The following is a 21,133-nucleotide window of genomic DNA, read 5'->3' as shown; positions in this document are numbered from 1 at the left end:
GCGCGCCGGCACGCGGTCGCGCCGTCCCGCCCGGTAGGCCCGGAGGGCGGGGTAGGGCCGCCGAGCGCGTCGTACCGCAGGAGGGGCAGGGTGGCGGCCCAGGAGGCCCGTCCGGCCATCGGTGGCAAGGCAGGCCCAGCGCACGCGACCAGCGCGCCGTGACCGCGTAGGAACCGGGCCGGACCGGGCCGGTCCAGCCCGAAACGTTCCGTCAGGGGGTCAGGACGACTTTCTCGCAGTTGTCCCGCTTGTGCTTGAACAGCTCGTAGCCCCGCGGCGCCTCGGTGAGGGGAAGCCGGTGGGTGATCACCCGGGTGGGGTCGATGGCGCCCCGCTCGATCAGCCGGAGCAGGGGCTTCATGTAGCGCTGTACGTGGCACTGCCCGGTGCGCAGCGTCAGTGACCTGTTCATCCAGGCGCCGGCCGGGAACTTGTCGATCATCCCGCCGTACACGCCGATCACCGAGACGATTCCGCCGCTGCGGCACGAGGTGATCGCCTGGCGCAGCGCGTGCGGGCGGTCGGTCTCGGAGCGGACGGCCTGCTTGGCGCGGTCGTAGAGGTCGATGTGGCCGGCGCCGTGCGTGGCCTCGAGGCCGACGGCGTCGATGCACTTGTCCGGTCCCCGGCCGCCGGTCATCTCCAGCAGGGCCGAGCGTACGTCGGTGTTCCGGAAGTCGATCGTCTCGTAGCCCTGGGCCGCGGCCATCTGGAGGCGGTAGTCCTCCTTGTCGATCGCTATGACCTTCTCCGCTCCCAGCACGCGGGCGCTGTCCATGGCGAACTGGCCCACGGGCCCGGCGCCCCAGACGGCCACGACGTCGCCGTCCTGGATGTCGCACATCTCGGCGCCCATGTATCCGGTCGGCAGGATGTCGGAGAGGAACAGCACCTGTTCGTCGGTGAAACCGGAGCCGACCCTGAGCGCGTTGACGTCGGCCAGGACGACGCGGGCGTATTCGGCCTGCCCTCCGGCGAAGCCGCCGGTGAGGTGGGAGTAGCCGTAGATCCCGGCCGTGGGATGGCCGAAGAGCTTCTCGGCGATGCCCGCGTTGGGGTTGGTGTTCTCGCAGCAGGAGTACAGCTCGGCCTGGCACGCGGAGCAGGCTCCGCAGGCGATGGGGAACGGGACGACCACCCGGTCGCCGACCCTGATCCGGGCCGGGTCGACGCCCGGGCCGACCTCGACGACCTCGCCCATGAACTCGTGGCCCATGATGTCGCCGTTCTGCATGGTGGGCACGTAGCCGTCGAGCAGGTGCAGGTCGGAACCGCAGATGGCCGTGGACGTGACCTTCACGACGGCGTCGCGGCTGTTGAGGATCGACGGGTCCGGTACCTCCTGCACCTCGACCGAGTTGCGGCCCGTCCAGCAGGTGGCCTTCATGACAGGGCCTCCTTCAGCTCTTCTTCGCTCAGGGGTCGTGCCGGGTGCTGCGGGAACTCGGAGCGGGCCCGCTTGCCGCCGGGGGCGCCCTCGGAGCGGATGACCTCGCCGGTCTCCATGACCTGCTTGAGGCGGCGCAGGTCGTCGTCCAGCTGCTGGTGCGGTTCCTCGCCGAACCAGCGCGCGGCCGCCTTGCCGAGCGCTCCCGCGGGGAGGTCGTAGCGCAGCCGCACGTGCACTTCGGTGCCGCGTCCGCCGGGTGCGGGGAGGAAGCGGACCTCCCCCGAGTTGTCGATGTCCGCGCCCTTCAGCGAGCGCCAGGCGATCCGTTGCCCGGGGACGTCCTCGGTGGTCTCGGCGTCCCACTCCACGGTCCGGCCGAAGGGGGCGGTGGCCGTCCAGTGGCTGGTTCCGGGGCCCGTGGCCCGGACCTCGTCTAGGTGGGTCATGAACTCGGGCAGCCGGTCCAGGCGCTGCCAGAACTCGTAGGCCTCGTCCGGTGATTTGCCGACCGTGACGGTGGAGGTCAGTTCCAAGGGACTGCTCCTGAAGGTGCGGGTGACGGCCGCGTACACGTCCGCGGCGGCGATCGCCGAGGTCGCGGCGGTCGCGGCCATGGTCCGGGCGCTGCCGCGGCCGTCGCGGTTCATCAGGGCGCGCGCCAGCAGCGCGAGATCCATCGCGTCGCCGCCGACGCGGGTCCACAGCCACGCCGGGTGCGGCCGGCCCAGCAGGCCGGCGGCGGCGGTCAGCTCGCGCACCCCGATCGCCGCGCCGGTCCACCGGTTCCGCAGCGCGGGGGCCGTGCCGAGGGCCCGGGTGAAGCCGTACGGGCTGACAACCTGGGGGACGCCGAGGGCCAGGCTCGCCCAGCCGAGTCCGCGGACCAGCGGGTCGTGCGCGAGGGTGACGGTCGAGCGGCTGTTGCGCTTCATGGGGAACTCCGGTCCGGAGGGGTCGCTTGAGCCGGAACATCGCTTGAGCCGGAACGCCGGGAGCGGATACGCGCCCTGACAAGGCCGGGGTTTCCTCACGGGGCGCCTTCAAACGGCCCGGGCGCCCGTACCGGGCGCGGGCGGCGCTCGTGGCCGATGTCTCGGTGACACGCGACGGTCGACTTCTCGGCACTCGGGTACGGCCGGCTATGCCCGCGCCCGTTACCCCCGCCGTCGGATCCGAAGCCGCTTTCCTCGCAGCACCGGCCTCGATGGTCGTGCTCAGCACCGGGCTGGTCATCCAGAACGCCGATGGGGCGTACGCCCGGGCCACGCTGCGGGACCGCGAGGAGCTGATCGGACGGCACGTGTTCGACGCGCTCCCGGACAACCCGGACGATCCCGAGGGGGACGGCGACGGCGGTCTCCTCGGCATCGTGCACCACGTGGAGGACGGCACGGACGTGCGCCTGGACCTGGAGCGTGTACGGCGCGCGTACGCCCGGTCCGACGCTCCCGGCGCGCAGGTGGCCGAGTCCCAGCACCGGTTCGCCCGGTACCTGGCCGCGGCCGACGAGGCGCGGTCGCACCTGGAGCGCCTCGAGGGCGAGGTCACCCAACTCCGCCGGGCGCTCGCCTGGCGGGCCGTCATCGACCAGGCCATCGGCATCGTCCAGGCCGAACGCCGCTGCGCTCCCGACGACGCCTTCCAGGTCCTGGTCGCCCTGTCGCAGAAGACCGACACAAAGCTCCGCGAGGTGGCGGCCGCCCTGGTGCGGCTCGCCGCATCCGGCGACGGGAACCCGATCGTGCCCGGGCCGTTCTGACCGCCGGAGGTCAGGGGCCGGCCGGTCGGCCGTCGTCCTCGGCGTCCGGGTACCGCGCGGGGTGCTCCCCGGCCTCGACTCCCTCCAGGGGCCTGCCCGCCGTCGTACCGTGCTCGGCCCGGTAGCCCTCCGGGCCGCTCGCCGTACCCGGTACGGACCGCTTCCGTGACTGGCTTTCGGCGCCGGAGTGCGCGCCCGGCTCGTGGGGACCGCGTGCCCGGTCGTACCGGTTACCGCGCTGATCGTTCGGCTCGGTGATGTCGGTCCCTCCCGTCGAGGTGGGCGCTCCGCGTTCCCCCGGGCCGGCACCGGGAAACGGATCCGGGCTCGTCTCAGCCGGCCGGCGGGTCCTCGACCGGGCCGCTCACCACCGTGAGCAGGTCGTCCTGGCCGGACACCGCCTCCAGGGACAGGGTGCGGTAGCCGGCCTGGTCGAACAGTACGGTGATGCGGTCCTGGTCCTCGCTCAGCACCGTGCCGTCGCCCCACTCCCGGTGCCGGACCCCGGTCCCGGTGGGATAGGAGGCCGCAGCGGGGTGGGCGGGCTGCTCCTCTCGTCCGTTCTCGGCGCCTTCCTCGTCGCAGGCGTCGCAGGTGTCGCAGTTCCCGCAGGGCGCTTGGTAGTCCTGACCGAAGTAGGCGAGCAGGAAGTGCCGTCGGCAGCCGGTGGTCTCGGCGTAGGCCCGGGCCATCTCGACGCGTGACCGGTCGGTCCGGCGGTGGGCCTGCGCGGCCCGCTCGGCCTGCTCGGCCGCCTGGCCGGGGGGCACGCCGGGGGCGGGGCGTATCTCGCCGTCCTCGCCCGTGGCGACGGCGTCGGCCTCCTCCAGGAGGTTCACGGCCGCGGTGACCCGGTTCCTGGACAGGCCCGTCTCGCGGCGCAGCTCCTCCAGGCCGGCGGGGTCGCGGCGGTGCTCGTGGACGGCGCCCGCCACGTCGGACAGGGCGGTGCGCCCCGGTGACCGGGCGGCGAAGTAGGTCTGCATGCCCGTGTCCTCCGGCCGGTAGTGCAGGACGGCGAGGACCGGGCGCCCGTCCCGGCCGGCCCGGCCGATCTCCTGGTAGTAGGCGTCCAGCGAGCCCGGCAGCGCGGCGTGCAGGACGAACCGCACGTCCTCCTTGTCGATGCCCATGCCGAACGCCGAGGTCGCCACGACGACGTCCGCCGCTCCGGAGAGGAACGCGTCGTGGATGCGGGCGCGTTCGGAGGCGCGCAGGCCCGCGTGGTAGCTCTCGGCGGCCAGTCCCAGGGCGGCCAGCTCGCCGGCGAAGTACTCGGTGTCCTTCCGGGTGGCGGCGTAGACGATGCCCGGCTTGGGCTCGGCGGCCGCCCGCTCGATCACCGCCCGGCGCCGCCGGTTCTCGTCGAGGAAGCGGCTGACCTCCAGGCGGATCTCCGGCCGGTCGAAGCCCGTCACCATCAGCTTCGGCCGGCGCATGCCCAGCCGCTCGGTGATCTCTCTGCGCACCGGTGGCGCCGCGGTCGCGGTGAGGGCCAGGACGGGTGGGCCGCCGATGCGGCGTACGGCCTGTTCCAGGCGGAGGTAGTCGGGCCGGAAGTCGTGGCCCCAGGAGGACACGCACTGGGCCTCGTCCACCACGAACAGGGCGGGACGCAGCTCGGCCAGCCGTTCCAGGACCTCGTCCTTGGCCAGCTGCTCGGGTGCCAGATACACGAACCGGGCCTCGCCGCGGCGCACCGCCTCCCAGGCGGCCCGGGTGCCGGCCGCGCCGAGGTCGGAGTTGACGGCGACGGCACCGGGTGCGCGGTCGCCGTCCGGCAGTCCCGCCATCTGGTCGCGCTGGAGGGCCAGCAGCGGCGACACGACGACGACCGGCCCGGACAGCATCAGGGCGGGGACCTGGTACACGGCGGACTTGCCGGATCCGGTCGGCATGACCACCAGGGTGTCCTCGCCCTCCACCACCCATTCCATGGCGGTGAGCTGCGCCGGCTGGAGGGTGTCCCAGCCGAACACCTCGGCGGCGATCTCGCGCAGGCGCGCGGCGCTGTCCTGCCCTGTCCCCGGCGTGTCTGGTCCCATGGCCCGCTCCCCGGCTGCTCCGTGTGTGCCCGTGCGGCCCACGGTGCCCCCGGTACCCCCGGCGCCGGACGCGTACCAGCCGCCGCCCCGCCGGGCGGGCCGGCCGACGTGGCCCCGAACGGAGCAGCCGCGCGGGCCACAGGCGTGCGGAGCCAGTGTGATGGAGGGGTCCCGACCCCCTGTCTGCCCCGGGAGGCAGCTCATGCGCATACGCAGCTTCACCACCACGGCCGTGCTCACCGGAGTTCTCGTTCTGCCGGGCGGGACGGCCGCCCGCGCCGCGGACCCGGTCCCGCGGCCGGCCGGCAGCGCCGCCGCGCCCGCCGCCCAGCTCAACGTGACGGACTGCGTGGGGGTGCTGTCCGACCAGGGAGTGCTCAACGGCTACACCAGCACCGGCTGCCTGCTCACCGCGGACGACGCGCTGTCCCTGGCGGACTGCGTGCAGTACATGGTCTTCTACGACGTTCCGGCCGTCGTCGCCCAGCAGGCGTGCACGGCGGCGAAGCGCCCGTCCGCCTGACCCGCGCCGGGAAGTGGCCACGGGGGCAGCGGGTTGGCCGCCGGTCGGTGGGGCAGACGGGCGTGGAGACGGGCCAGGGACACGTCGGGCATCGGAGGTCCTCGTGACGCAACGGGACGAGGCGATGCGGCGCATGCTGACGGGGTTGCTGGCGGAGAGCCACGTCACGCGGTTCGAGCACCTGGCCCTGCGTGTGGCCGAGCACGCCGCGGTGCGCGGCTTCCACCACGTCGTGGTCTACCTGGCCGACCTGCAGCGCGAGGTCCTGCGGCCCCTCGCCGGCGGCCTTACCGAGACGGGCACCCCGGAGGGCCGGGCGCCCCTGACCGTGGAGGGCACCGTCGCCGGCCGCGCCTACCAGCACGGCCGGATCGTGCCCGCGGCCGACGCCGCGGACGGCCGGCACGGCTGGTGGGTGCCCCTCCTGGACGGCACCGAGCGCCTCGGCGTGCTGTACCTGACCACCTCCGACGACGGCGAGGACGTCCGCGAGGACCTGCTGGCGCTGGCCTCCCTGGTGGCGATGCTGGTGGACGGCTGCCGGGAGACCAGCGACTCCTACGCCCGCCTGGCCCGGATCCAGCCGATGAACGTCGCGGCGGAGATGCAGTGGGCGCTGATGCCACCCCGTACCTACGCCGACCACCAGGTGATCATCAGCGCCGTGATGGAACCCGCCTACCAGGTCAGCGGCGACGCCTACGACTACGCCACGGCGGACGATCTCGTCCACCTGTCGATCTTCGACGCCATGGGTCACGACATCTCGGCCGGTCTGACCGCCACCCTCGCGGTGGGCGCCTGCCGCAACCACCGCAGGCAGGGCACCGGCCTGGAGGCGCTCGGGGACGCCATCGAGGGGGTGCTGCTGGAGCAGTTCGGTCCGTCGCGTTACGTCACCGGCGTGCTGGCCGACCTCGACACGGCCACCGGCATGCTCACCTGGGTCAACCGCGGTCATCCCCCTCCCGTCGTGATCCGCGAGGGACGCTGGACGACGCTGCTGCGCTGTCCGCCCGCCCATCCCATGGGCACCGACCTGAAGCTGCCCGGCACGCTCTGCCACGAGCAGCTCCAGCCCGGCGACCGGGTGGTGCTGTACACCGACGGCATCACCGAGGCCCGGACGCGGGGCGGCGAGCAGTTCGGGCTGCCGCGTTTCATCGACTTCCTGGTCCGCCACCACGCCGACGGCCTCACCGTCCCGGAGACGCTGCGCCGCCTCGTCCGCGCCCACCTGCGCCACCACGGCGACCGGCTGGAGGACGACGCGACCATCCTGCTGTGCGAATGGCTCGGACCCCACGCCGACACCGCCACCAATACCGCTCCCCTGGCGGGCGTGCCCAACCCGCCGGCCGGCCGCTGAGGCTGCCGGGTCCGGTCCGCCGGCCGTGGCACAGTGGGCGTATGTGCGGCCGCTACGTCTCCACCCGCAGTCCGCAGGACCTCACCCGGCTGTTCGGCGTCACCGACTGGCGCCCCGAGGAGTCGCTGGCACCCAGCTGGAACGTCGCCCCCACCGACGACGTCTACGCCGTCCTCGAGCGCTCCCCCCGCGGGGAGAGCGCGGGCGCGCCGGTGCGCAGGGAGCTGCGGCCGCTGCGGTGGGGTCTGGTGCCGTCCTGGGCCAAGGATCCGAGGACGGGCTCCCGGATGATCAACGCGCGGGTGGAGACCGTGCACACCAAGCCCGCCTACCGCCGCGCCTTCGCCCGGCACCGCTGCCTGCTCCCGGCCGACGGCTTCTACGAGTGGCAGCCGGTGAAGGACGCGCGGACCGGCAGGACGCGCAAGCAGCCGTACTTCATCCATCCCGCCGACGGGCAGGTGATGGCGCTCGCCGGCCTGTACGCGTACTGGCGCGACCCGGAGGTGGCGGACGACGGCGATCCCGCCGCCTGGCTGACGACCTGCACCATCATCACGACCGAGGCGACCGACGCGGCCGGCCGCATCCACCCCCGCATGCCGCTGGCCCTCACCCCGGACCACTACGACGCCTGGCTCGATCCCCACCGCGACGACGCCGACGCCCTGCGTGCCCTGCTCACCCGGCCCGCGGCGGGGCACCTGGACGCCCGGCCCGTCTCGACGGCCGTGAACAGCACCGGGAACAACGGCCCGGACCTCCTGGAGGAGGTCACGGTCCCCTGAGCGCGGCCCGGCGGGGACCCCGGTTCAGTAGCGCTGGGCCTTGGTCAGACGGGGTGTCAGTTTCGGCTCGGGCGGCTCGTGGCTGAAGACGATGGGTTGCTGCTTCTTGCCGGGTTCGAGGTTCTCCGCGCCGGTGTAGCGGGTCTCGGCCACGTGCCCCTGGGAGTCCAGGAAGTCGACCTGCACGGCGTACGAGGCCTTCTGACCGGTCTTGTTGGTGATGGTGACGGCGACGGCGAGCACCCCGCCGGTCTGGTTCCTGGACAGCCCGGTCATGGCGACCTCGGACCGTGCGTTGCCTCCTCCCTGCACCCCTTTCAGGGCCTTCTGGGCCGCTGCGGTGCGACGGGCGGACTCGGCCGACACCGACGCCTCGAACTCCGAGGCGCGCACCGACGCCGACGAGGCCGCGGCGGAGGCGGAGGCCCGGGCGGAGGCGATCGCGGACGACGCGGACGACGCGATCGCGGACGGCATGGTCCCGGAGAAGGACGCCGTGTTCGGCGAGGAGGGTGTGCCGGTCGTGGAGCCGCCGCCGCCCCCGCCGCATCCCGTCAGCAGACCGGCTGTCAGGACGCAGGTCAGGGCGGCGGCCGGGCGGGTGCCGGGGCGCAGGGCGCGCGGCGGGGCGACGCGGGAGGGAGAAGGCATGCGCGGTTTCCTTCGGTTTCTCTCGGCCGGGGAGCTTGATCCCATCGTCGGTGCCGGACGCCCGGCGCGCGACTCGGCTCAAACGGCCGACGACGGTCCTGCGCCGCGGCCACGGAGCTGGTAATCCGGTGAGACGACTGCGCCGTGCGTGTTCAGGGCTTCGCGGGCGGGAGACCCGCACCGCACGGAAGCAGCCGACGCGGACACCGACGGGACGGAGACGGACTGATGGCAACGACCGTGGGCGGGGCGGGCCTCCCTCCGGCACCGGCAGGCCTCCAACTGCCGGGCCTCGTGCTGGGAGTGGGGCTGGGCGGGTTCGTCGACGGCATCCTGCTGCACCAGCTCCTGCAGTGGCACCACATGCTCAGCAGCACCAACACCGACCGCATCGGCGTGAAGTACTACGACCCGCACACCGTCTCCGGGCTGCGGATGAACACGGTCTGGGACGGCGTCTTCCACGCCGTGTGCTGGCTCGCGGTCCTGCTGGGCCTGGCCGTCCTGTACTCCCGGGTCACCCACAACCGGCGCGCGGTGTGGGCCTCGCGCAAGCTGTGGGGCTGGATCCTCGCCGGATGGGGGCTCTTCAACCTCGTCGAGGGGATCCTGGACCACCAGGTCCTGGGCATCCACCACGTCCACGGCGGCCGGTACGAGGTCTGGTGGGACATCGGGTTCCTCGTCCTGGGCGCTCTGCTGCTCGTGGGCGGCTGGCTGCTGCAGCGCGGCGCCCCCGCCTTCGACCCCGGCCCCGTCTCCGGTACCGGTCCCGGCTCCGGCCCCGGTGAGGCCCCGCGGACGGCGCGGGGCGCCTGATGCACCACGACATGCCCCTGCACTCCGGTGCGGGCAGTGGCCTTCCGGCCGTCCTGCCGCCCCTGCTGGTCCTGCTGGCGTGCGCCGTCGGCTACGGCGGCCTGGCGCGCCGGGCGCGGCGCCGCAACCCGGTACAGGGCTGGAGCCCGTGGCGCACGGCAGGGTGGGTCACCGGGCTCGTGCTGCTGGCGGCGGCGGTGCTGCCGCCGGTCGCGCCCTTGGCGCACCGCGACTTCCGCGGCCACATGGTGCAGCACATGCTGCTCGGCATGTACGCCCCGCTCGCGCTGACCCGCGCCGCGCCGGTCACCCTGCTGCTGCGGACCCTGCCCGTGCGGCGGGCCCGCCAGGTCACCGCGATCCTGCACGGCCGGCCCGCGCGCCTGCTCACCCACCCTGCGGTGGCCCTGCTCCTGTCCACCGGCAGCCTGGCGGTGCTGTACTTCACGCCGTTGTACGACACCGCGACGGCCCACCCGGCCGGGCACTGGCTGCTGCACGCTCACTTTCTTTTGTCGGGATGCCTGTTCGCCCACGTCGTCGCCGGACCGGACCCCGCTCCCGCCCGCCCCGGCGTGCGCACCCGGCTGGTCTACCTGGGCTGCGCCATCGCGGTGCACGCCGTCGTCTCGCAGTTGATGTACGGCGGTTTCTGGGTCGACATCCATGCCCCCGTCCCCGAGGTCCGCGGCGGCGCGGAGATCATGTACTACGGGGGCGACATCGCCGAACTCCTCCTCGCCGCCGCTCTCGTGGCCACCTGGCGCCCCGCTCCCCGCACCCGCCGCTCCCCCGGCGCGGCGCCCTCCTGCCGGCCCGCGGAAGGGTGACGTGCAGGGCCGGTCCAGGGCGGCGGGCGAGCCGTCTCAGCCGCGCTCGGCGACGTACAGGGTCTGGGTGCCGCGGCCGAGCGGGCCCTTCTCGTCGTGCAGGGCGGACTCGGCGAGCCCGATGCCCGCCCCGTCCACCGCCGTACGGGCGTCCAGGCAGACCCACTCGCCCTCGGGGTGGCGGTGCAGGCTGACGGTGAGGTCGGCGTTGATGAAGACGTAGCGCCGGAAGTCCAGCGCGGCGCTGACGCCGTTGCCCGAGTCGGCGGCCGTCAGGACCCGGCTGAGCGGTGCGATGTCCTCTCCCGCGACCAGCGGGACCCGCATGCGCATCCACGCGGTGGCCGGGCCGGGCTCCAGGAACGAACCGGCGGCGAAGCGCACGTCCATGGCGGTGTGGTAGCCCTGGTCCCACGGCACGGGGAAGAAGGCCTCCGGGGTCACCTGTCCGGGTCCGGGCACCTGCGGGCCCGGCGACACCTCGGGTACGGAGTCCGGTGCCGTCTTCATCAGCAGGGCCGTCACCCGCATCACCTCCTCACCGCCGTCAGGGGTCAGGGCGGCCTCCACCAGTTCGACGCTGCGCCCGGCGCGCAGCACGCGGCTGGTCACGGTCAGGGGCCGGAGCGGGACGGGGCGCATGATCTCGTACGTGAGCCGGGCGACCCGCATCCCGGGCCGTCCGCCCGGCCGTTGCTCGACGGCCAGCCCGAGCAGCGCGGCCGGCGGGCCGGCGTGCTGGGAGCCGGCGTCCCAGGGGCCCCGGGTGTAGACGGTGGGGAGGAACCGGTCGTGGGCCTCCCGCTCGTAGAAGGCCTCGGCTTGCGACGTCGGCATGACTTTCCTCCCTGGCGCTGTCGCGGGGACTGCCCGCCCACCCTATTACCAAGCGCTTGCTCACGACACGGCTCGGTTCGGGTAGGGCGTCGGACGCGTCAGGCGACCGGCCGGCTCGTCAGGTGCCGCTGGATCCAGTCGGCGGCGGTCCGGCGGAAGAGGCGCCGGTTGTCCGCGCGGCGGAAGTCGTGGCCCTCCTGGCGCAGCAGGAGGAGTTCGGCCTCCAGGCCGCGCTCCCTGGCGGCGCGCACGAACTGGCGCGACTCCCCCACCGGCACATTGGTGTCGTGCTCCCCGTGCACGGCGAGCACGGGAACGCGCAGGGCGTCGACGCGGCTCATGGGTGACAGGGCCCGCAGCAGGTCCTGGTCGCGTTCGGGGTGCCCGTACTTGTGCGCGGCAGACTCGGCTATCCACGGTTCGGTGCCGGCGAAGAACGTGGTCAGGTCCGACATCCCGCACACCGCGACACCGGTCCGGAACAGCTCCGGGTGCCAGACGAGGGAGGCCATCGTGAGGTAGCCGCCGTAGGAGCGGCCCATCACCGCCAGGCGCTGGGGATCGGCCAGGCCGGCCACGACGGCGTGGGCCGCACAGGCGGCGACGTCCTCGATCGCGGCGAACCGCCGGGTGCCGAGGTCCGCGTCCACGAAGGAGCGGCCGTAGCCGGAGGAGCCGCGGACGTCGGGGGCGAAGACGTCCAGGCCGCGGCCGAGCAGCTCGTGGTAGAGGGTCTGCAGGACGGGCCGTTCCTGGTCCTCGGGGCCGCCGTGCAGGTGCAGGACGCACGGGGCCGGCTCGCCCGGGGCGCGGCCGGGCGCCCGGTAGTACCAGCCGCCGAGCGGGAGTCCGTCCCGGGCGACGGGACGCAGCGGAAAGGGCCGTACGGGCGGGTGGCCTGCGTCGGGGACCGCGTCCTCGTCGCGGGACGACCAGGGGGTGCGCAGGGCCGTGCCGTGCGGCAGCCACCACACGCCCGGCCGCCGCCGCGACCCCGACAGCGCCACGACCGGGGCGTCGGGGTCGGCGGTGGCTGCCACGCGGGTGACCACCTCGTGCGGCAGGGGGACGCCGCGGGACGCACCGGCCGGGACCTCGGCGGCCGGGCGGACGGTGACACCGCCTTCCGGGACCTCGCCGGGCAGCTCGGTGATCTCCAGTTCGCTGACACCCCGTACGTTCCAGGACAGGACGGCGCCGAGCCCGTCGCGGCGCAGGGTCAGCAGTTCCAGGTCGCAGTCCGGGCGGGCGGCGGCCGGCCACTGCCCCAGCCACTCCCCCCGCGGGCCGAGCCGGACGGCGAGGAGCGCGGCGAACTCCCGGTCGTGGTCGCTGCGCAGCCAGACGGTGCGCCCGTCCGGCGCGAAGCCCCCGATCCACGGGTCGCCGTCCGCGACCCGGACGGCGCCCGTGACCGTCCGGTCGCTGCGGCGCACGACGAGTGCCTCGCGGTTGCCCCGGGGCCCCCGGCGCAGCAGGGCGAACCGGCCGTCCCGGCTCAGCGCGCACAGACGCAGGGTCGGTGCCCCGGCCTCGCTCGCGACCAGTTCGGGCGCCTGCGCGCCCTCGGGGTCGACCAGGTACACCGCGAGGGCACGCGGTCCGTGTTCCCGCGCCGTCGCGGTGCGGGGCCCGTGGATCACGGTCGTCTCCCGCACGGCGGAGGTGACGGTGAGCGGTGCTCCGCCCAGCAGCACCGCGCGGCCGTCCCGGCCGGCCCAGTCGCCGGTGTGGGCCGGGGCCGGCAGGTCCGCCGCCGCCACCGGTCCGTCGGGGCCGGTCCGGATCTCGCCGGGGGGCGCGGGTTCGGTGACGGTCACGGCGACGGCCGAGCCGTCGGGCGCCCAGCGGCCCAGGTAGGCGGACGCGCCGGGCTCGCCGCCGGCCAGCAGGCGCCGGCCGGTGCCGTCGGGCCGGACGCACAGCACCCGGGTGAGTTCGCCACCGCCGGGGGCGGTGGTGTAGGCGATCCACCGGCCGTCCGGTGACCAGGACACCTCCGTGACCGGGTCGGGGTCGGCGTCCAGCAGCCGTGCCTCGTCGCCGTCGACCGGGCCGGTCCACAGCTGCGGCACCCCGGTCCGGTCGCAGATGAAGGCGACGTTGCGGCCGCCCGGGTCCGCGGAGGGGTACCAGCAGCCGTGCGCGACGAGCCGCTGCGGTACGTCGTGGGGGGCGTAGGTGTCGGTGAGGAGGACGGGTTCCGGGGCCGGACGGACCGCCGCCCCGCCCTCGCCCGGGAGGGACAGGCGTGCCGCGTGCCCCTGCCGGGCGCCCCCCGCCGGGGCGGGGGCGTGGCGCCGTTCACGGCCGTCCGGCACCGCCCCCTGGGTGCCGGGGCCCGTGCCGGTCAGCGGATTCCGTGCGTCTGCAGCCATATCTCCAGCAGCGCTACCTGCCACAGTGTGTTCGCTCCTCGCCTGGTGCGGTGCGCGTTGGGTGCCTCGAGCAGCTCGGCGACGTGACTCTGGCGGAAGACGCCCCGCTCCTTGGCCTCCGGGGCGGTGAGGGCCTCGCGGACCCGTTGCAGCACCGGGCCTGCCATGTGCTTGATCGCCGGAACCGGGAAGTAGCCCTTGGGCCGGTCGACGACCTCCGCCGGGAGCACCTTGCGTCCGGCCGCCTTCAGGATGCCCTTTCCGCCGTCGGCGAGCTTCAGCCCGGGCGGGCAGGCGGCGGCCAGTTCGACCAGTTCGTGGTCGAGGAAGGGCACGCGGGCCTCGAGGCCCCAGTCCATCGTCATGTTGTCCACGCGTTTGACCGGATCGTCGATCATCATCACGTGGGTGTCCAGCCGGAGGTCGGCGTCCAGAGCCGTCTCGGCGCCCGCGGCGGCCATGTGGGCGCGTACGAAGTCGGCGGAGACGTCCCGCTCGGCGAGGAAGCCGGGCTCGAGGATGCCGGCGAGCTCGGTGTGGGACCGGTCGAAGTAGGTGTCGATGTACGCCTCGGCGGCCTGCTGCCGGGGCGCGCCGGCCATCGCCGGATACCAGTGGTAGCCGGCGAACACCTCGTCGGCGCCCTGGCCGCTCTGGACGACCTTGACCTCCTTGGCGACCTGCTCGGACAGCAGGTGGAAGGCCACCACGTCGTGGCTCATCATGGGTTCGCTCATCGCGCGCACCGCCGACTCCAGCGCCCCCGAGACCCGGTCGGAGGGCACCATGAGCTGGTGGTGGCGGGTGTCGAAGTGGCGCGCGACGAGGTCGGAGTAGTGGAACTCGTCCCCCTCCTCGCCTCCCTCGGCCTCGAAGCCGACGCTGAAGGTGGCGAGGTCCTGCTGCCCCTGCTCGGCCAGCAGGGCGACGATGAGGCTCGAGTCCAGCCCTCCGGACAGCAGCACGCCGACCGGGACGTCGGCCACCATGCGGCGGCGTACGGCGGTGCGCAGGGCGTCCAGCACGGCGTCGGTCCAGTCCTCGGCGCTCAGGGCGGCGTGCTCCGGGCGGCGGGTGTAGGACGGCTGCCAGTACAGGTGGTCGTGTTCGGTGCCGTCGGCCTCGAAGACGCGCACCGTGGCCGGGGGCAGCTTGCGCACGCCGTTGAGGACCGTGTGGGGCGCGGCCACCGTGGCGTGCCAGCTGAAGTACTGGTGCAGGGCCACCGGGTCGAGGGAGGTGTCGACGTCGCCGGCCGCCAGGAGGGCGGGCAGCGAGGAGGCGAACCGCAGCCGGTCGGGCGTCTGCGCCAGGTACAGCGGTTTGATGCCGAGGCGGTCGCGGCCCAGCACCGTCCGGCCGGTGTCCAGTTCGACGAGGGCGAAGGCGAACATGCCGTGGAAGCGCTGGACGCAGTCCGTGCCCCACTGCTGGTAGGCCTTGAGCACGACCTCGGTGTCGGAGTCGGAGAAGAACTGGTGGCCGAGCGCCCGCAGTTCCTCGCGCAGCTCGCGGTAGTTGTAGACGCAGCCGTTGAAGACGCCCGCGATTCTGGCGCGGGGGTCCGCCATGGGCTGCGCTCCGGCCTCCGACAGGTCGATGATCTTCAGCCGGCGGTGGCCGAGCGCGACCGGCCCCTGGGACCACACACCGCGGCCGTCGGGGCCGCGGGGCGCCAGCCGGTCGGTCATCCGTTCCACGGCCGCGATGTCCGGCCGCTCCCCGTCGAACCGTATTTCCCCGGCGAGCCCGCACATCAGAGGTTCCCCCTTCCCCTGCCCGTGCACCGCACGGCCCCGGCCGTGCCGCTGGTGCGCCTGTCGTGGGGGCCGGCCACACACCCGGGCGCCGCGCGCCCGGGGCACCGAAGGCCGGGGGTCGAGGGATCCTGCGTGGTGTGCATGGGGGTACGACTCTCCTTGGTCGGGTTCTGGTCCGCGGTGACGTCCCGGCGCGCGCGGGCCGTGGACGCCGGCGGCGGGGGCGCTGCCCTCGGCGAACGGCTCAGGCGCTCGGTGCCGGGGCGGTGGGGCCGCGGTCGTAGGCGTGCGCTCCGACCGCGGTGAGGTGACGGGGGCGGCGGGCCCGCGGGCGCCCCGCCGGGCGCTCGCCGCGGGTCTCGGCCGCCATCAGGTCGATGCTGGCGAGGAGGTCGTCGGCCTGGGCGGCCCGGCGCAGGCGGTGCGCGGCGCTGCCGGCGGCGAGTGCCTCCTCCAGCAGGCCGTGCACGGTGTCCCAGTCGCCGGACGCCTCCAGGGCCGGGCGCAGCCGGGCCAGCATGCGGGTCAGCACGGTGCGGGCCGGTGCCGCGCACCGGTCGACGGGGTCGACCAGCTGGCCTTCGAGGCCGGACCGGGCGGCCCGCCAGGTGGCGGCGCGGAGCCAGTCGTGGCGGCCGTCGCACAGGGGGCCGTCCGCCCGTTCCAGGCGTTCGCAGGCGTCACGGACCAGGGCGCGGAAGAGGCCCGCGACGAGCACCACGGTCTCCACCCGCGGGCAGGCGTCGCAGATCCGCAGTTCCAGCGTGCCCTGGTGGGCCGACGGCCGGACGTCGTGGTAGACCATGCCGGCGTCGCTGATGACGCCCGAGCCGATCAGTTCGGCGACCGACCGGTCGTAGGCGGCGGCGTCCGGGTGGCAGCCGACCGGTCCGGCGGTGGGCCACCGCTGCCACAGCATGGTGCGCCAGCTGGCGTAGCCGGTGTCGGCGCCCAGCCAGAACGGTGAGCTGCCGGAGAGGGCCAGCAGCGGGGGAAGCCAGGGCGAGACCAGGCACATGGCGCGGACGGCGGTGTCCCGGTCGGGCACGTCGGCGTGGATCTGCGCGCTGCAGATGAGCTGTTCGTCGGCGACCAGGCGGTAGTCGTCGGCCATGTGCTGGTAGCGGGCGTCGGCGGTGACGTTGCGGGGGCCGATCCGGGCCAGCGGCACGGTGCCCGCGGCGACGACGGCGAGGCCGAGGGTGGACGCCGCCGCGTCCAGGCGGCGCCGGGTCGAGGCGAGGTCCGTGTACAGCCCGTCGAGGGTGGTGTGCACGGCGCTGTTGCTCTCCACGACCGTCCGCTGCAGCTCCTCGGTGAAGCCCGGTCTGCGCAGCCGCCCGAGCAACTCTGCGGCGCGTGGCACGAGATGGCCGCTCTCCACGTCCAGTACGTGGAACTCTTCTTCTGCTCCGAGGCGTGGTGTCACGGCTTGCTTCTCCCCTGCGAGTGGACCACAGCCGCCGGCGCGCTGACCTGCGGCTGCGCTCCGGCCGGTTGACGCGGTCCGGGTTCCCTGATCGGCCGGAACCAATCAGCACCCCTTACACATGTGACGCATGCATCTCATCTGAGCACAGAGCGCCACATCGTGAGGTGCGGGGACGAACCCTGCCGACGGACACCCCCGGATGCGGGAGGCAGGCCGTGACCGCGTCGACGAAGCGGCGCCCCGGGCCCCGCACGGCGTGCGGGGCCCGGGGCGGGCCTTCGGGGTGTGGGGGCTGCGATCAGTTCGCGGGGGACGAAGTCCGGCGCGGCAGCTTCCAGTTCGGGCGGGGGAAGTGGCAGGTGTAGCCGTCGGGGTAGCGCTCCAGGTAGTCCTGGTGCTCGGGCTCCGCCTCCCAGAAGTCGCCCACGGGCTCGACCTCCGTGACCACCTTCCCGGGCCACAGGCCGCTCGCCTCGACGTCGGCGATCGTGTCGAGGGCGGTGCGGCGCTGGCCCTCGTCGGCGTAGTAGATGGCGGACCGGTAGCTGCGGCCGATGTCGTTGCCCTGGCGGTCCCGGGTGGTCGGGTCGTGGATCTGGAAGAAGAACTCCAGGATGTCGCGGTAGCTCGTGGCCGCGGGGTCGAAGAGGATCTCGATCGCCTCGGCGTGGTCGCCGTGGTTGCGGTAGGTGGCGTTCGGCGTGTCGCCGCCGGAGTACCCCACCCGCGTGGAGACCACGCCCGGCTGCCTGCGGATCAGGTCCTGCATGCCCCAGAAGCAACCGCCCGCCAGTACAGCTCGTTCGGTTCCCACTGTCATCGGTCGCTCCCTCGTGTTCGAGCCGCGGTCCGGCACGCCCGTCGACGTGCCTGCTGCACGTTCGTCCAGCTTATGGCTCCGTGGAGGTAACCATGGAGGGCCCCCGAATAGTCCGCGGGTGCGGGGCGGTCCGGCGCGCGGCGGTCAGGCGTGCAGGCGGGGCAGGACCCGGTCGAGGCGGCGGGGTATCCACCAGTTCGCCCTGCCCATCAGGAACATCGCGGACGGCACCAGGACCAGGCGGACCACCGTGGCGTCGACGATGACGCTGACGGCCAGTCCCAGGGCGAGCATCTTCACGACCACGGTCGGCGAGGCGGTGAAGGACAGGAACACCGCGGTCATGATGAAGGCGGCGGCGGAGATGACCCGCGCCGTCGCGGACAGCCCCTCCCCCACGGACAGCCGGTTGTCGCCGGTGCGCCGCCAGGCCTCGGCGATCCGGGACAGCAGGAAGATCTCGTAGTCCATGGACAGTCCGAACACGATCGCGAACATCATCATCGGCACGTACGACTCGACGGGCACCGGTTCGGACAGCCCCAGCAGCGAACCGCCCCAGCCCCACTGGAAGACCGCGACCAGCACGCCGTAGGACGCGGCGGTGGTGAACAGGTTGAGGACGACGGCCTTGAGGGGGATCACCACGCTGCGGAAGACCGTCATGAGCAGTACGAAGGCGAGGACCAGGACGATGGCGACGACGACGGGCAGCCGCTCGCCGACCGTGTGCCGGAAGTCGGCCTGGCCGGCCGCGCTCCCGGTGAGGAAGGCCTCGGCGCCCGTGCCGGCGAGGGCCTTCGGCAGGGTGTCCTCGGCGAGAGCGTCGAGGAGGGCGGCGGTGGCGGCGTCCTGGGGGCCCGTGGCGGGGGTGACCGTGGTGACGAGGAGCCTGCCGTCGGGGCTCGGCGTGAGCGGGGTGAAGGACGCGACGCCGTGGGTGTGCCGGAGCGCGGCGGTGACGTCGTCGGAGACACGGTCGGCCGGCGTGTCCGCTCCGCCGAGGTCGACCACGGTGACCACGGGGCCGTTCGCGCCGGCGCCGAAGCCCGGGCCGTGACCGTGCGCGATCCAGTCGTACGCGGTCCGGGTGCTGCTGCCGGGGCGGTCGGCGCCGGCGTCGACGTGGCCGAGGCGCATGGACAGCAGCGGCACGGAGCACACGCCGAGGAAGGCCAGGCCGACGGCCAGGAAGGTCCAGGGGCGCCGGGAGACGAGTCCGGCGTAGCGGTGCCAGCCGTCGTGCGCTCCGGCGCTCTCGGCGACGGGGCGGCGCAGCCGGATCCGGTCGACGTGCCTGCCCACCAGTCCGAGGGCGGCCGGCACCAGGGTGAGGGCGGCAGCGGCGGTGACGACGACGGCGAGCGTGGCCGCCAGACCGATCCTGCCGATGAGGCTCAGTCCGCACGCGTACAGGCTGAGCATGGCGACGGCGACGGTCAGGGCGGCGATCAGGACGGCACGTCCGCTGGTGGCCGCCGTGCGGGCCGCGGCGTCGTCCGGATCGTGCCCGTCGAGGAGGTCCTGGCGGAAGCGGGTGGTGAGGAACAGGGCGTAGTCGATGCCCACCCCGAGGCCGATCATGCCGGCGAGGGTGGTGGCGGAGGTCGCGAAGGAGACGGTCGCGGCGACGATGCCGACGACACCCAGGCCGACTCCGACACTGATCAGCGCGGTGGCCAGCGGCAGCAGGGCGGCGAGGACGCTGCCGAAGGCCAGCAGCAGGATGACGAGCGCGGTGACGACACCCACGCCCTCGCTCAGCGCGTCGTCGGCGGGTTCCCGGACGACCTGTTCGAGGTCGCCGCCGTAGGCCACGCCGATCCCCGCCGCCCGGGCGGGCCGCGTCGCGGTGTCGAGGCGCGCGGTGTAGCCGTGGCCCAGGTTCTTCAGCTGCTCGTCGAAGGAGACGGTGGTGTAGGCGGTGTGTCCGTCGTCGCTGGTCACCGGGGTGGAGACGGCGGTGACGTGCGGCAGGCCGCGCAGGTCCGCCAGCGTTTCGCCCAGCGCGGAGTGCCGGTCGGCGACGGTGCCGGAGCCGGTGTGGAAGACGACCTTGCCGTTGGGCCGGCCCGCCGCGGGCATGGAGCCGGCGAGCAGGTCGGCGCCGGTGTGCGAGGGGGTGCCGGGCAGGCTGACCTGGTCGCTGAAGGTGGGCGCCGCGATGTGCCGCCCGGCCAGGGCCGCGACGAGTACCAGCAGCCACGCGGCGAGGACGGTGGCGGGGTGCCGGGCGCAGAAGCCGCCGAGGCGGCCGAGCCTGCCGCGCACCGGGTCGGCGTCCGCCTGGTGAGGGGTCTCGCCCGGGCGGGCGTCGGCGGGTGCCGAAGGGTGCTGAGAGGGTCCGGGCACCGTGTCTCCAACCGTGTCTTCGAGTGAATGTGTCACGAGTGACACGAACTGTAGAGAGCACATGGCACACATGACAATTGGCATGAGTGACATTTTCTGGGGACCGCAGCGGAGTGCGGTGGTGACACGCGTGTCAATTGACACCTGCGACACCATGGCGGAGGCTCGGCGCATGCCGAGTGAGACCGCCCCCGCCGGACTGCGGGAACGCAAGAAGGAGGAGACCCGGCGCCTGCTGCGGGAGGGAGCGGCGCGCCTGTTCGCGGAGCGCGGCTTCGAGGGCACGACGGTCGCGGACATCGCCGCCTGCGCCAACGTCTCCGTGCGCACCTTCTTCCGCTACTTCGACAGCAAGGAAGCGCTGCTGCTGCCGGACGGGATCAAGGTCTTCGCCCACGTCGAGGACGCCCTGGCCGGGCGCCCGGCCGACGAGGAACCCCTGGACGCGGTGTGCAACGCGCTGCTGGCGGCGGCCGAGCCGTTCGCGGCCTCCACGCTCACCGCCCTCGGCCATCCGCTGGAGGACATCGAGAACGTCGTCACGGGCCGCCTCGTCCAGGCGTTCTCCGCGTTCGAGGAACGGCTCACCGTCCTGGTCCGGCGCAGGCTGCCCGCGGACACGCCCGATGCCGACCTCAGGGCGGCCGTCATCGCGGGCGCGGCTCTGTCCACGGTGCGCGCGGTGCTGCGGACACGCCGGGCGCGCCGGGCGTCGGGGATGACGGAGACGGGACCGGCGCCCCTGCCGCGGGCGTTCGAGATCCTGCGCGAGATCGGCTCCGCCGGGCGGCCTTGACGGCGGGGGCGATCGCGTGACCCGGAACGCGGCATGAGGCGGCCGGTGCCGCCGTGGTTCGGGGCACCGGCCGCCTCCGGTCGTCAGCCGACGGCTGGGCCCGCCTCCTTCGTGCCGGACAGTTCCACGAGGAACTGGTGGCAGCGGGCCGCACGCTCCGAGTCCTGTTCCATGACGCCGCGGAAGAACTCCGCGATCTCCTTCTTGTTCGCGTTCTCCGCGTCGCGCACGTACCGGCCGCAGTCGTGCCCTGCCTTGAGGGAGTGGTACTGGACCGAGATGAGGTCGTAGACGACATCGCTGAATCCGGTCTCACCGGTGGCCATGTGTCCTCCCGGGACTGCTCGCGGACGGAACAGGTGCCGGGTATCACCCTTTCACCGGCTGAAACGGCACTCCGCGGCCACTAGTCCTCCTGCTCGTCTCCGTGCGCGGACTCGTGCCCTTCCTCGCCGCCCTTGTACTCGGACTTCTCGTGGTGCTCTTGCGGCTTCTCGGGGTGGGCCGGCTTTTCGGGGTAGGACGGCTTCTCGGGGCGGGCGGGCTTCTCCGGGTACGCAGGCCTTTCGGGGTAGGCCGGCTTC

The 21,133-nt window shown here is 73.8% G+C and carries 18 protein-coding genes; 7 read left to right on the top strand and 11 right to left on the bottom strand.

Annotated features, from left to right (window positions below; translation table 11 throughout):
* Positions 1–211: 211 nt before the first annotated feature.
* A complete protein-coding gene (locus AQJ66_RS29355) occupies positions 212–1,387 on the bottom strand; it encodes a zinc-dependent alcohol dehydrogenase (RefSeq protein ID WP_061928111.1) in 1,176 nt (391 codons plus the stop codon).
* Positions 1,384–2,322, bottom strand: a complete 939-nt coding sequence (locus AQJ66_RS29350; RefSeq protein WP_061928110.1) for an SRPBCC family protein — start codon at positions 2,320–2,322, stop codon at positions 1,384–1,386. The genes AQJ66_RS29355 and AQJ66_RS29350 overlap by 4 nt, the downstream gene beginning before the upstream one ends.
* Positions 2,323–2,594: 272 nt before the next feature.
* Here AQJ66_RS29350 and AQJ66_RS29345 point away from each other — a divergent pair, with 272 nt between their 5' ends.
* Entirely contained in the window at positions 2,595–3,149 is a 555-nt protein-coding gene (locus AQJ66_RS29345) for an ANTAR domain-containing protein (protein WP_061928109.1), read from the top strand.
* A gap of 332 nt (positions 3,150–3,481) precedes the next feature.
* On the opposite strand, the gene AQJ66_RS29340 is transcribed toward AQJ66_RS29345, so the two are convergent.
* Positions 3,482–5,194 (bottom strand): RecQ family ATP-dependent DNA helicase, encoded by a 1,713-nt coding sequence (locus AQJ66_RS29340; RefSeq protein ID WP_061928108.1) that lies wholly within the window; start codon positions 5,192–5,194, stop codon positions 3,482–3,484.
* Positions 5,195–5,396: 202 nt separating this feature from the next.
* On the opposite strand from AQJ66_RS29340, the gene AQJ66_RS29335 reads away from it, so the two are divergent.
* From AQJ66_RS29335 to AQJ66_RS29325, 3 genes are all read left to right on the top strand, one after another.
* Entirely contained in the window at positions 5,397–5,717 is a 321-nt protein-coding gene (locus AQJ66_RS29335) for a hypothetical protein (protein WP_061928107.1), read from the top strand.
* Between the two features lie 133 nt (positions 5,718–5,850).
* Complete coding sequence (locus tag AQJ66_RS29330; RefSeq protein WP_167359197.1) at positions 5,851–7,086, top strand: PP2C family protein-serine/threonine phosphatase; 1,236 nt, start codon at positions 5,851–5,853, stop codon at positions 7,084–7,086.
* A 41-nt stretch (positions 7,087–7,127) separates the two neighbouring features.
* Positions 7,128–7,874: an SOS response-associated peptidase gene (locus AQJ66_RS29325; protein WP_061928105.1), complete on the top strand. Its 747-nt coding sequence runs from the start codon at positions 7,128–7,130 to the stop codon at positions 7,872–7,874.
* A 24-nt stretch (positions 7,875–7,898) separates the two neighbouring features.
* Here the strand turns inward: AQJ66_RS29325 and AQJ66_RS29320 are convergent, their stop codons facing one another.
* Positions 7,899–8,525, bottom strand: a complete 627-nt coding sequence (locus AQJ66_RS29320; protein ID WP_061928104.1) for a hypothetical protein — start codon at positions 8,523–8,525, stop codon at positions 7,899–7,901.
* A gap of 228 nt (positions 8,526–8,753) precedes the next feature.
* Between AQJ66_RS29320 and AQJ66_RS29315 the strand changes: the two genes are divergently transcribed.
* Positions 8,754–9,344, top strand: coding sequence for a DUF2243 domain-containing protein (locus AQJ66_RS29315; RefSeq protein WP_079060497.1), 591 nt, complete (start codon positions 8,754–8,756; stop codon positions 9,342–9,344).
* Complete coding sequence (locus AQJ66_RS29310) at positions 9,344–10,174, top strand: cytochrome c oxidase assembly protein (RefSeq protein WP_061928103.1); 831 nt, start codon at positions 9,344–9,346, stop codon at positions 10,172–10,174. The genes AQJ66_RS29315 and AQJ66_RS29310 overlap by 1 nt, the downstream gene beginning before the upstream one ends.
* Positions 10,175–10,210: 36 nt before the next feature.
* On the opposite strand, the gene AQJ66_RS29305 is transcribed toward AQJ66_RS29310, so the two are convergent.
* The 6 genes from AQJ66_RS29305 to AQJ66_RS29280 all read right to left on the bottom strand — a co-directional run bounded on the left by AQJ66_RS29305 (position 10,211) and on the right by AQJ66_RS29280 (position 19,753).
* Positions 10,211–11,011 carry a thioesterase family protein gene (locus tag AQJ66_RS29305; protein WP_061928102.1) on the bottom strand — a complete coding sequence of 267 codons (801 nt, stop codon included), beginning with the start codon at positions 11,009–11,011 and terminating at the stop codon, positions 10,211–10,213.
* Positions 11,012–11,109: 98 nt separating this feature from the next.
* A complete protein-coding gene (locus AQJ66_RS29300) occupies positions 11,110–13,389 on the bottom strand; it encodes a prolyl oligopeptidase family serine peptidase (RefSeq protein WP_061928101.1) in 2,280 nt (759 codons plus the stop codon).
* Entirely contained in the window at positions 13,362–15,146 is a 1,785-nt protein-coding gene (locus AQJ66_RS29295) for an N-acetylglutaminylglutamine amidotransferase (protein WP_061928100.1), read from the bottom strand. Before AQJ66_RS29295 ends, AQJ66_RS29300 begins: the two co-directional genes overlap by 28 nt.
* 247 nt (positions 15,147–15,393) lie before the next feature.
* Positions 15,394–16,578, bottom strand: coding sequence for a carboxylate-amine ligase (locus AQJ66_RS29290; protein WP_061928099.1), 1,185 nt, complete (start codon positions 16,576–16,578; stop codon positions 15,394–15,396).
* A 301-nt stretch (positions 16,579–16,879) separates the two neighbouring features.
* The gene (gene msrA / locus AQJ66_RS29285; RefSeq protein WP_061928098.1) at positions 16,880–17,401 is read right to left on the bottom strand and encodes a peptide-methionine (S)-S-oxide reductase MsrA; all 522 of its coding nucleotides are present in this window, start codon (positions 17,399–17,401) and stop codon (positions 16,880–16,882) included.
* 144 nt (positions 17,402–17,545) lie between these two features.
* The gene (locus AQJ66_RS29280) at positions 17,546–19,753 is read right to left on the bottom strand and encodes an MMPL family transporter (protein WP_244162970.1); all 2,208 of its coding nucleotides are present in this window, start codon (positions 19,751–19,753) and stop codon (positions 17,546–17,548) included.
* A gap of 172 nt (positions 19,754–19,925) precedes the next feature.
* Between AQJ66_RS29280 and AQJ66_RS29275 the strand changes: the two genes are divergently transcribed.
* Positions 19,926–20,549: a TetR/AcrR family transcriptional regulator gene (locus tag AQJ66_RS29275; protein ID WP_159052661.1), complete on the top strand. Its 624-nt coding sequence runs from the start codon at positions 19,926–19,928 to the stop codon at positions 20,547–20,549.
* A gap of 83 nt (positions 20,550–20,632) precedes the next feature.
* Here the strand turns inward: AQJ66_RS29275 and AQJ66_RS29270 are convergent, their stop codons facing one another.
* Complete coding sequence (locus AQJ66_RS29270; RefSeq protein WP_061928095.1) at positions 20,633–20,875, bottom strand: hypothetical protein; 243 nt, start codon at positions 20,873–20,875, stop codon at positions 20,633–20,635.
* Positions 20,876–21,133: the final 258 nt, after the last annotated feature.

Origin of the sequence: Streptomyces bungoensis, assembly GCF_001514215.1 — a bacterium.
GTDB classification, from domain to species: Bacteria; Actinomycetota; Actinomycetes; order Streptomycetales; family Streptomycetaceae; genus Streptomyces; species Streptomyces bungoensis.
The sequence above is the reverse complement of the archived record's forward strand: the minus strand, read 5'-3'. Positions and strand labels throughout refer to the sequence as shown.

Bases quoted from the DNA above. Each gene is read 5' to 3' on its own strand.
- AQJ66_RS29315 (WP_079060497.1), top strand. From the start codon at position 8,754: ATGGCAACGACCGTGGGCGGGGCGGGCCTCCCTCCGGCACCGGCAGGC.
- AQJ66_RS29300 (WP_061928101.1), bottom strand. From the start codon at position 13,389: ATGGCTGCAGACGCACGGAATCCGCTGACCGGCACGGGCCCCGGCACC.
- AQJ66_RS29320 (WP_061928104.1), bottom strand. From the start codon at position 8,525: ATGCCTTCTCCCTCCCGCGTCGCCCCGCCGCGCGCCCTGCGCCCCGGC.
- AQJ66_RS29275 (WP_159052661.1), top strand. From the start codon at position 19,926: ATGCCGAGTGAGACCGCCCCCGCCGGACTGCGGGAACGCAAGAAGGAG.
- msrA (WP_061928098.1), bottom strand. From the start codon at position 17,401: ATGACAGTGGGAACCGAACGAGCTGTACTGGCGGGCGGTTGCTTCTGG.
- AQJ66_RS29340 (WP_061928108.1), bottom strand. From the start codon at position 5,194: ATGGGACCAGACACGCCGGGGACAGGGCAGGACAGCGCCGCGCGCCTG.
- AQJ66_RS29330 (WP_167359197.1), top strand. From the start codon at position 5,851: ATGCTGACGGGGTTGCTGGCGGAGAGCCACGTCACGCGGTTCGAGCAC.
- AQJ66_RS29345 (WP_061928109.1), top strand. From the start codon at position 2,595: ATGGTCGTGCTCAGCACCGGGCTGGTCATCCAGAACGCCGATGGGGCG.
- AQJ66_RS29325 (WP_061928105.1), top strand. From the start codon at position 7,128: ATGTGCGGCCGCTACGTCTCCACCCGCAGTCCGCAGGACCTCACCCGG.
- AQJ66_RS29335 (WP_061928107.1), top strand. From the start codon at position 5,397: ATGCGCATACGCAGCTTCACCACCACGGCCGTGCTCACCGGAGTTCTC.
- AQJ66_RS29350 (WP_061928110.1), bottom strand. From the start codon at position 2,322: ATGAAGCGCAACAGCCGCTCGACCGTCACCCTCGCGCACGACCCGCTG.
- AQJ66_RS29295 (WP_061928100.1), bottom strand. From the start codon at position 15,146: ATGTGCGGGCTCGCCGGGGAAATACGGTTCGACGGGGAGCGGCCGGAC.
- AQJ66_RS29305 (WP_061928102.1), bottom strand. From the start codon at position 11,011: ATGCCGACGTCGCAAGCCGAGGCCTTCTACGAGCGGGAGGCCCACGAC.
- AQJ66_RS29355 (WP_061928111.1), bottom strand. From the start codon at position 1,387: ATGAAGGCCACCTGCTGGACGGGCCGCAACTCGGTCGAGGTGCAGGAG.
- AQJ66_RS29270 (WP_061928095.1), bottom strand. From the start codon at position 20,875: ATGGCCACCGGTGAGACCGGATTCAGCGATGTCGTCTACGACCTCATC.
- AQJ66_RS29310 (WP_061928103.1), top strand. From the start codon at position 9,344: ATGCACCACGACATGCCCCTGCACTCCGGTGCGGGCAGTGGCCTTCCG.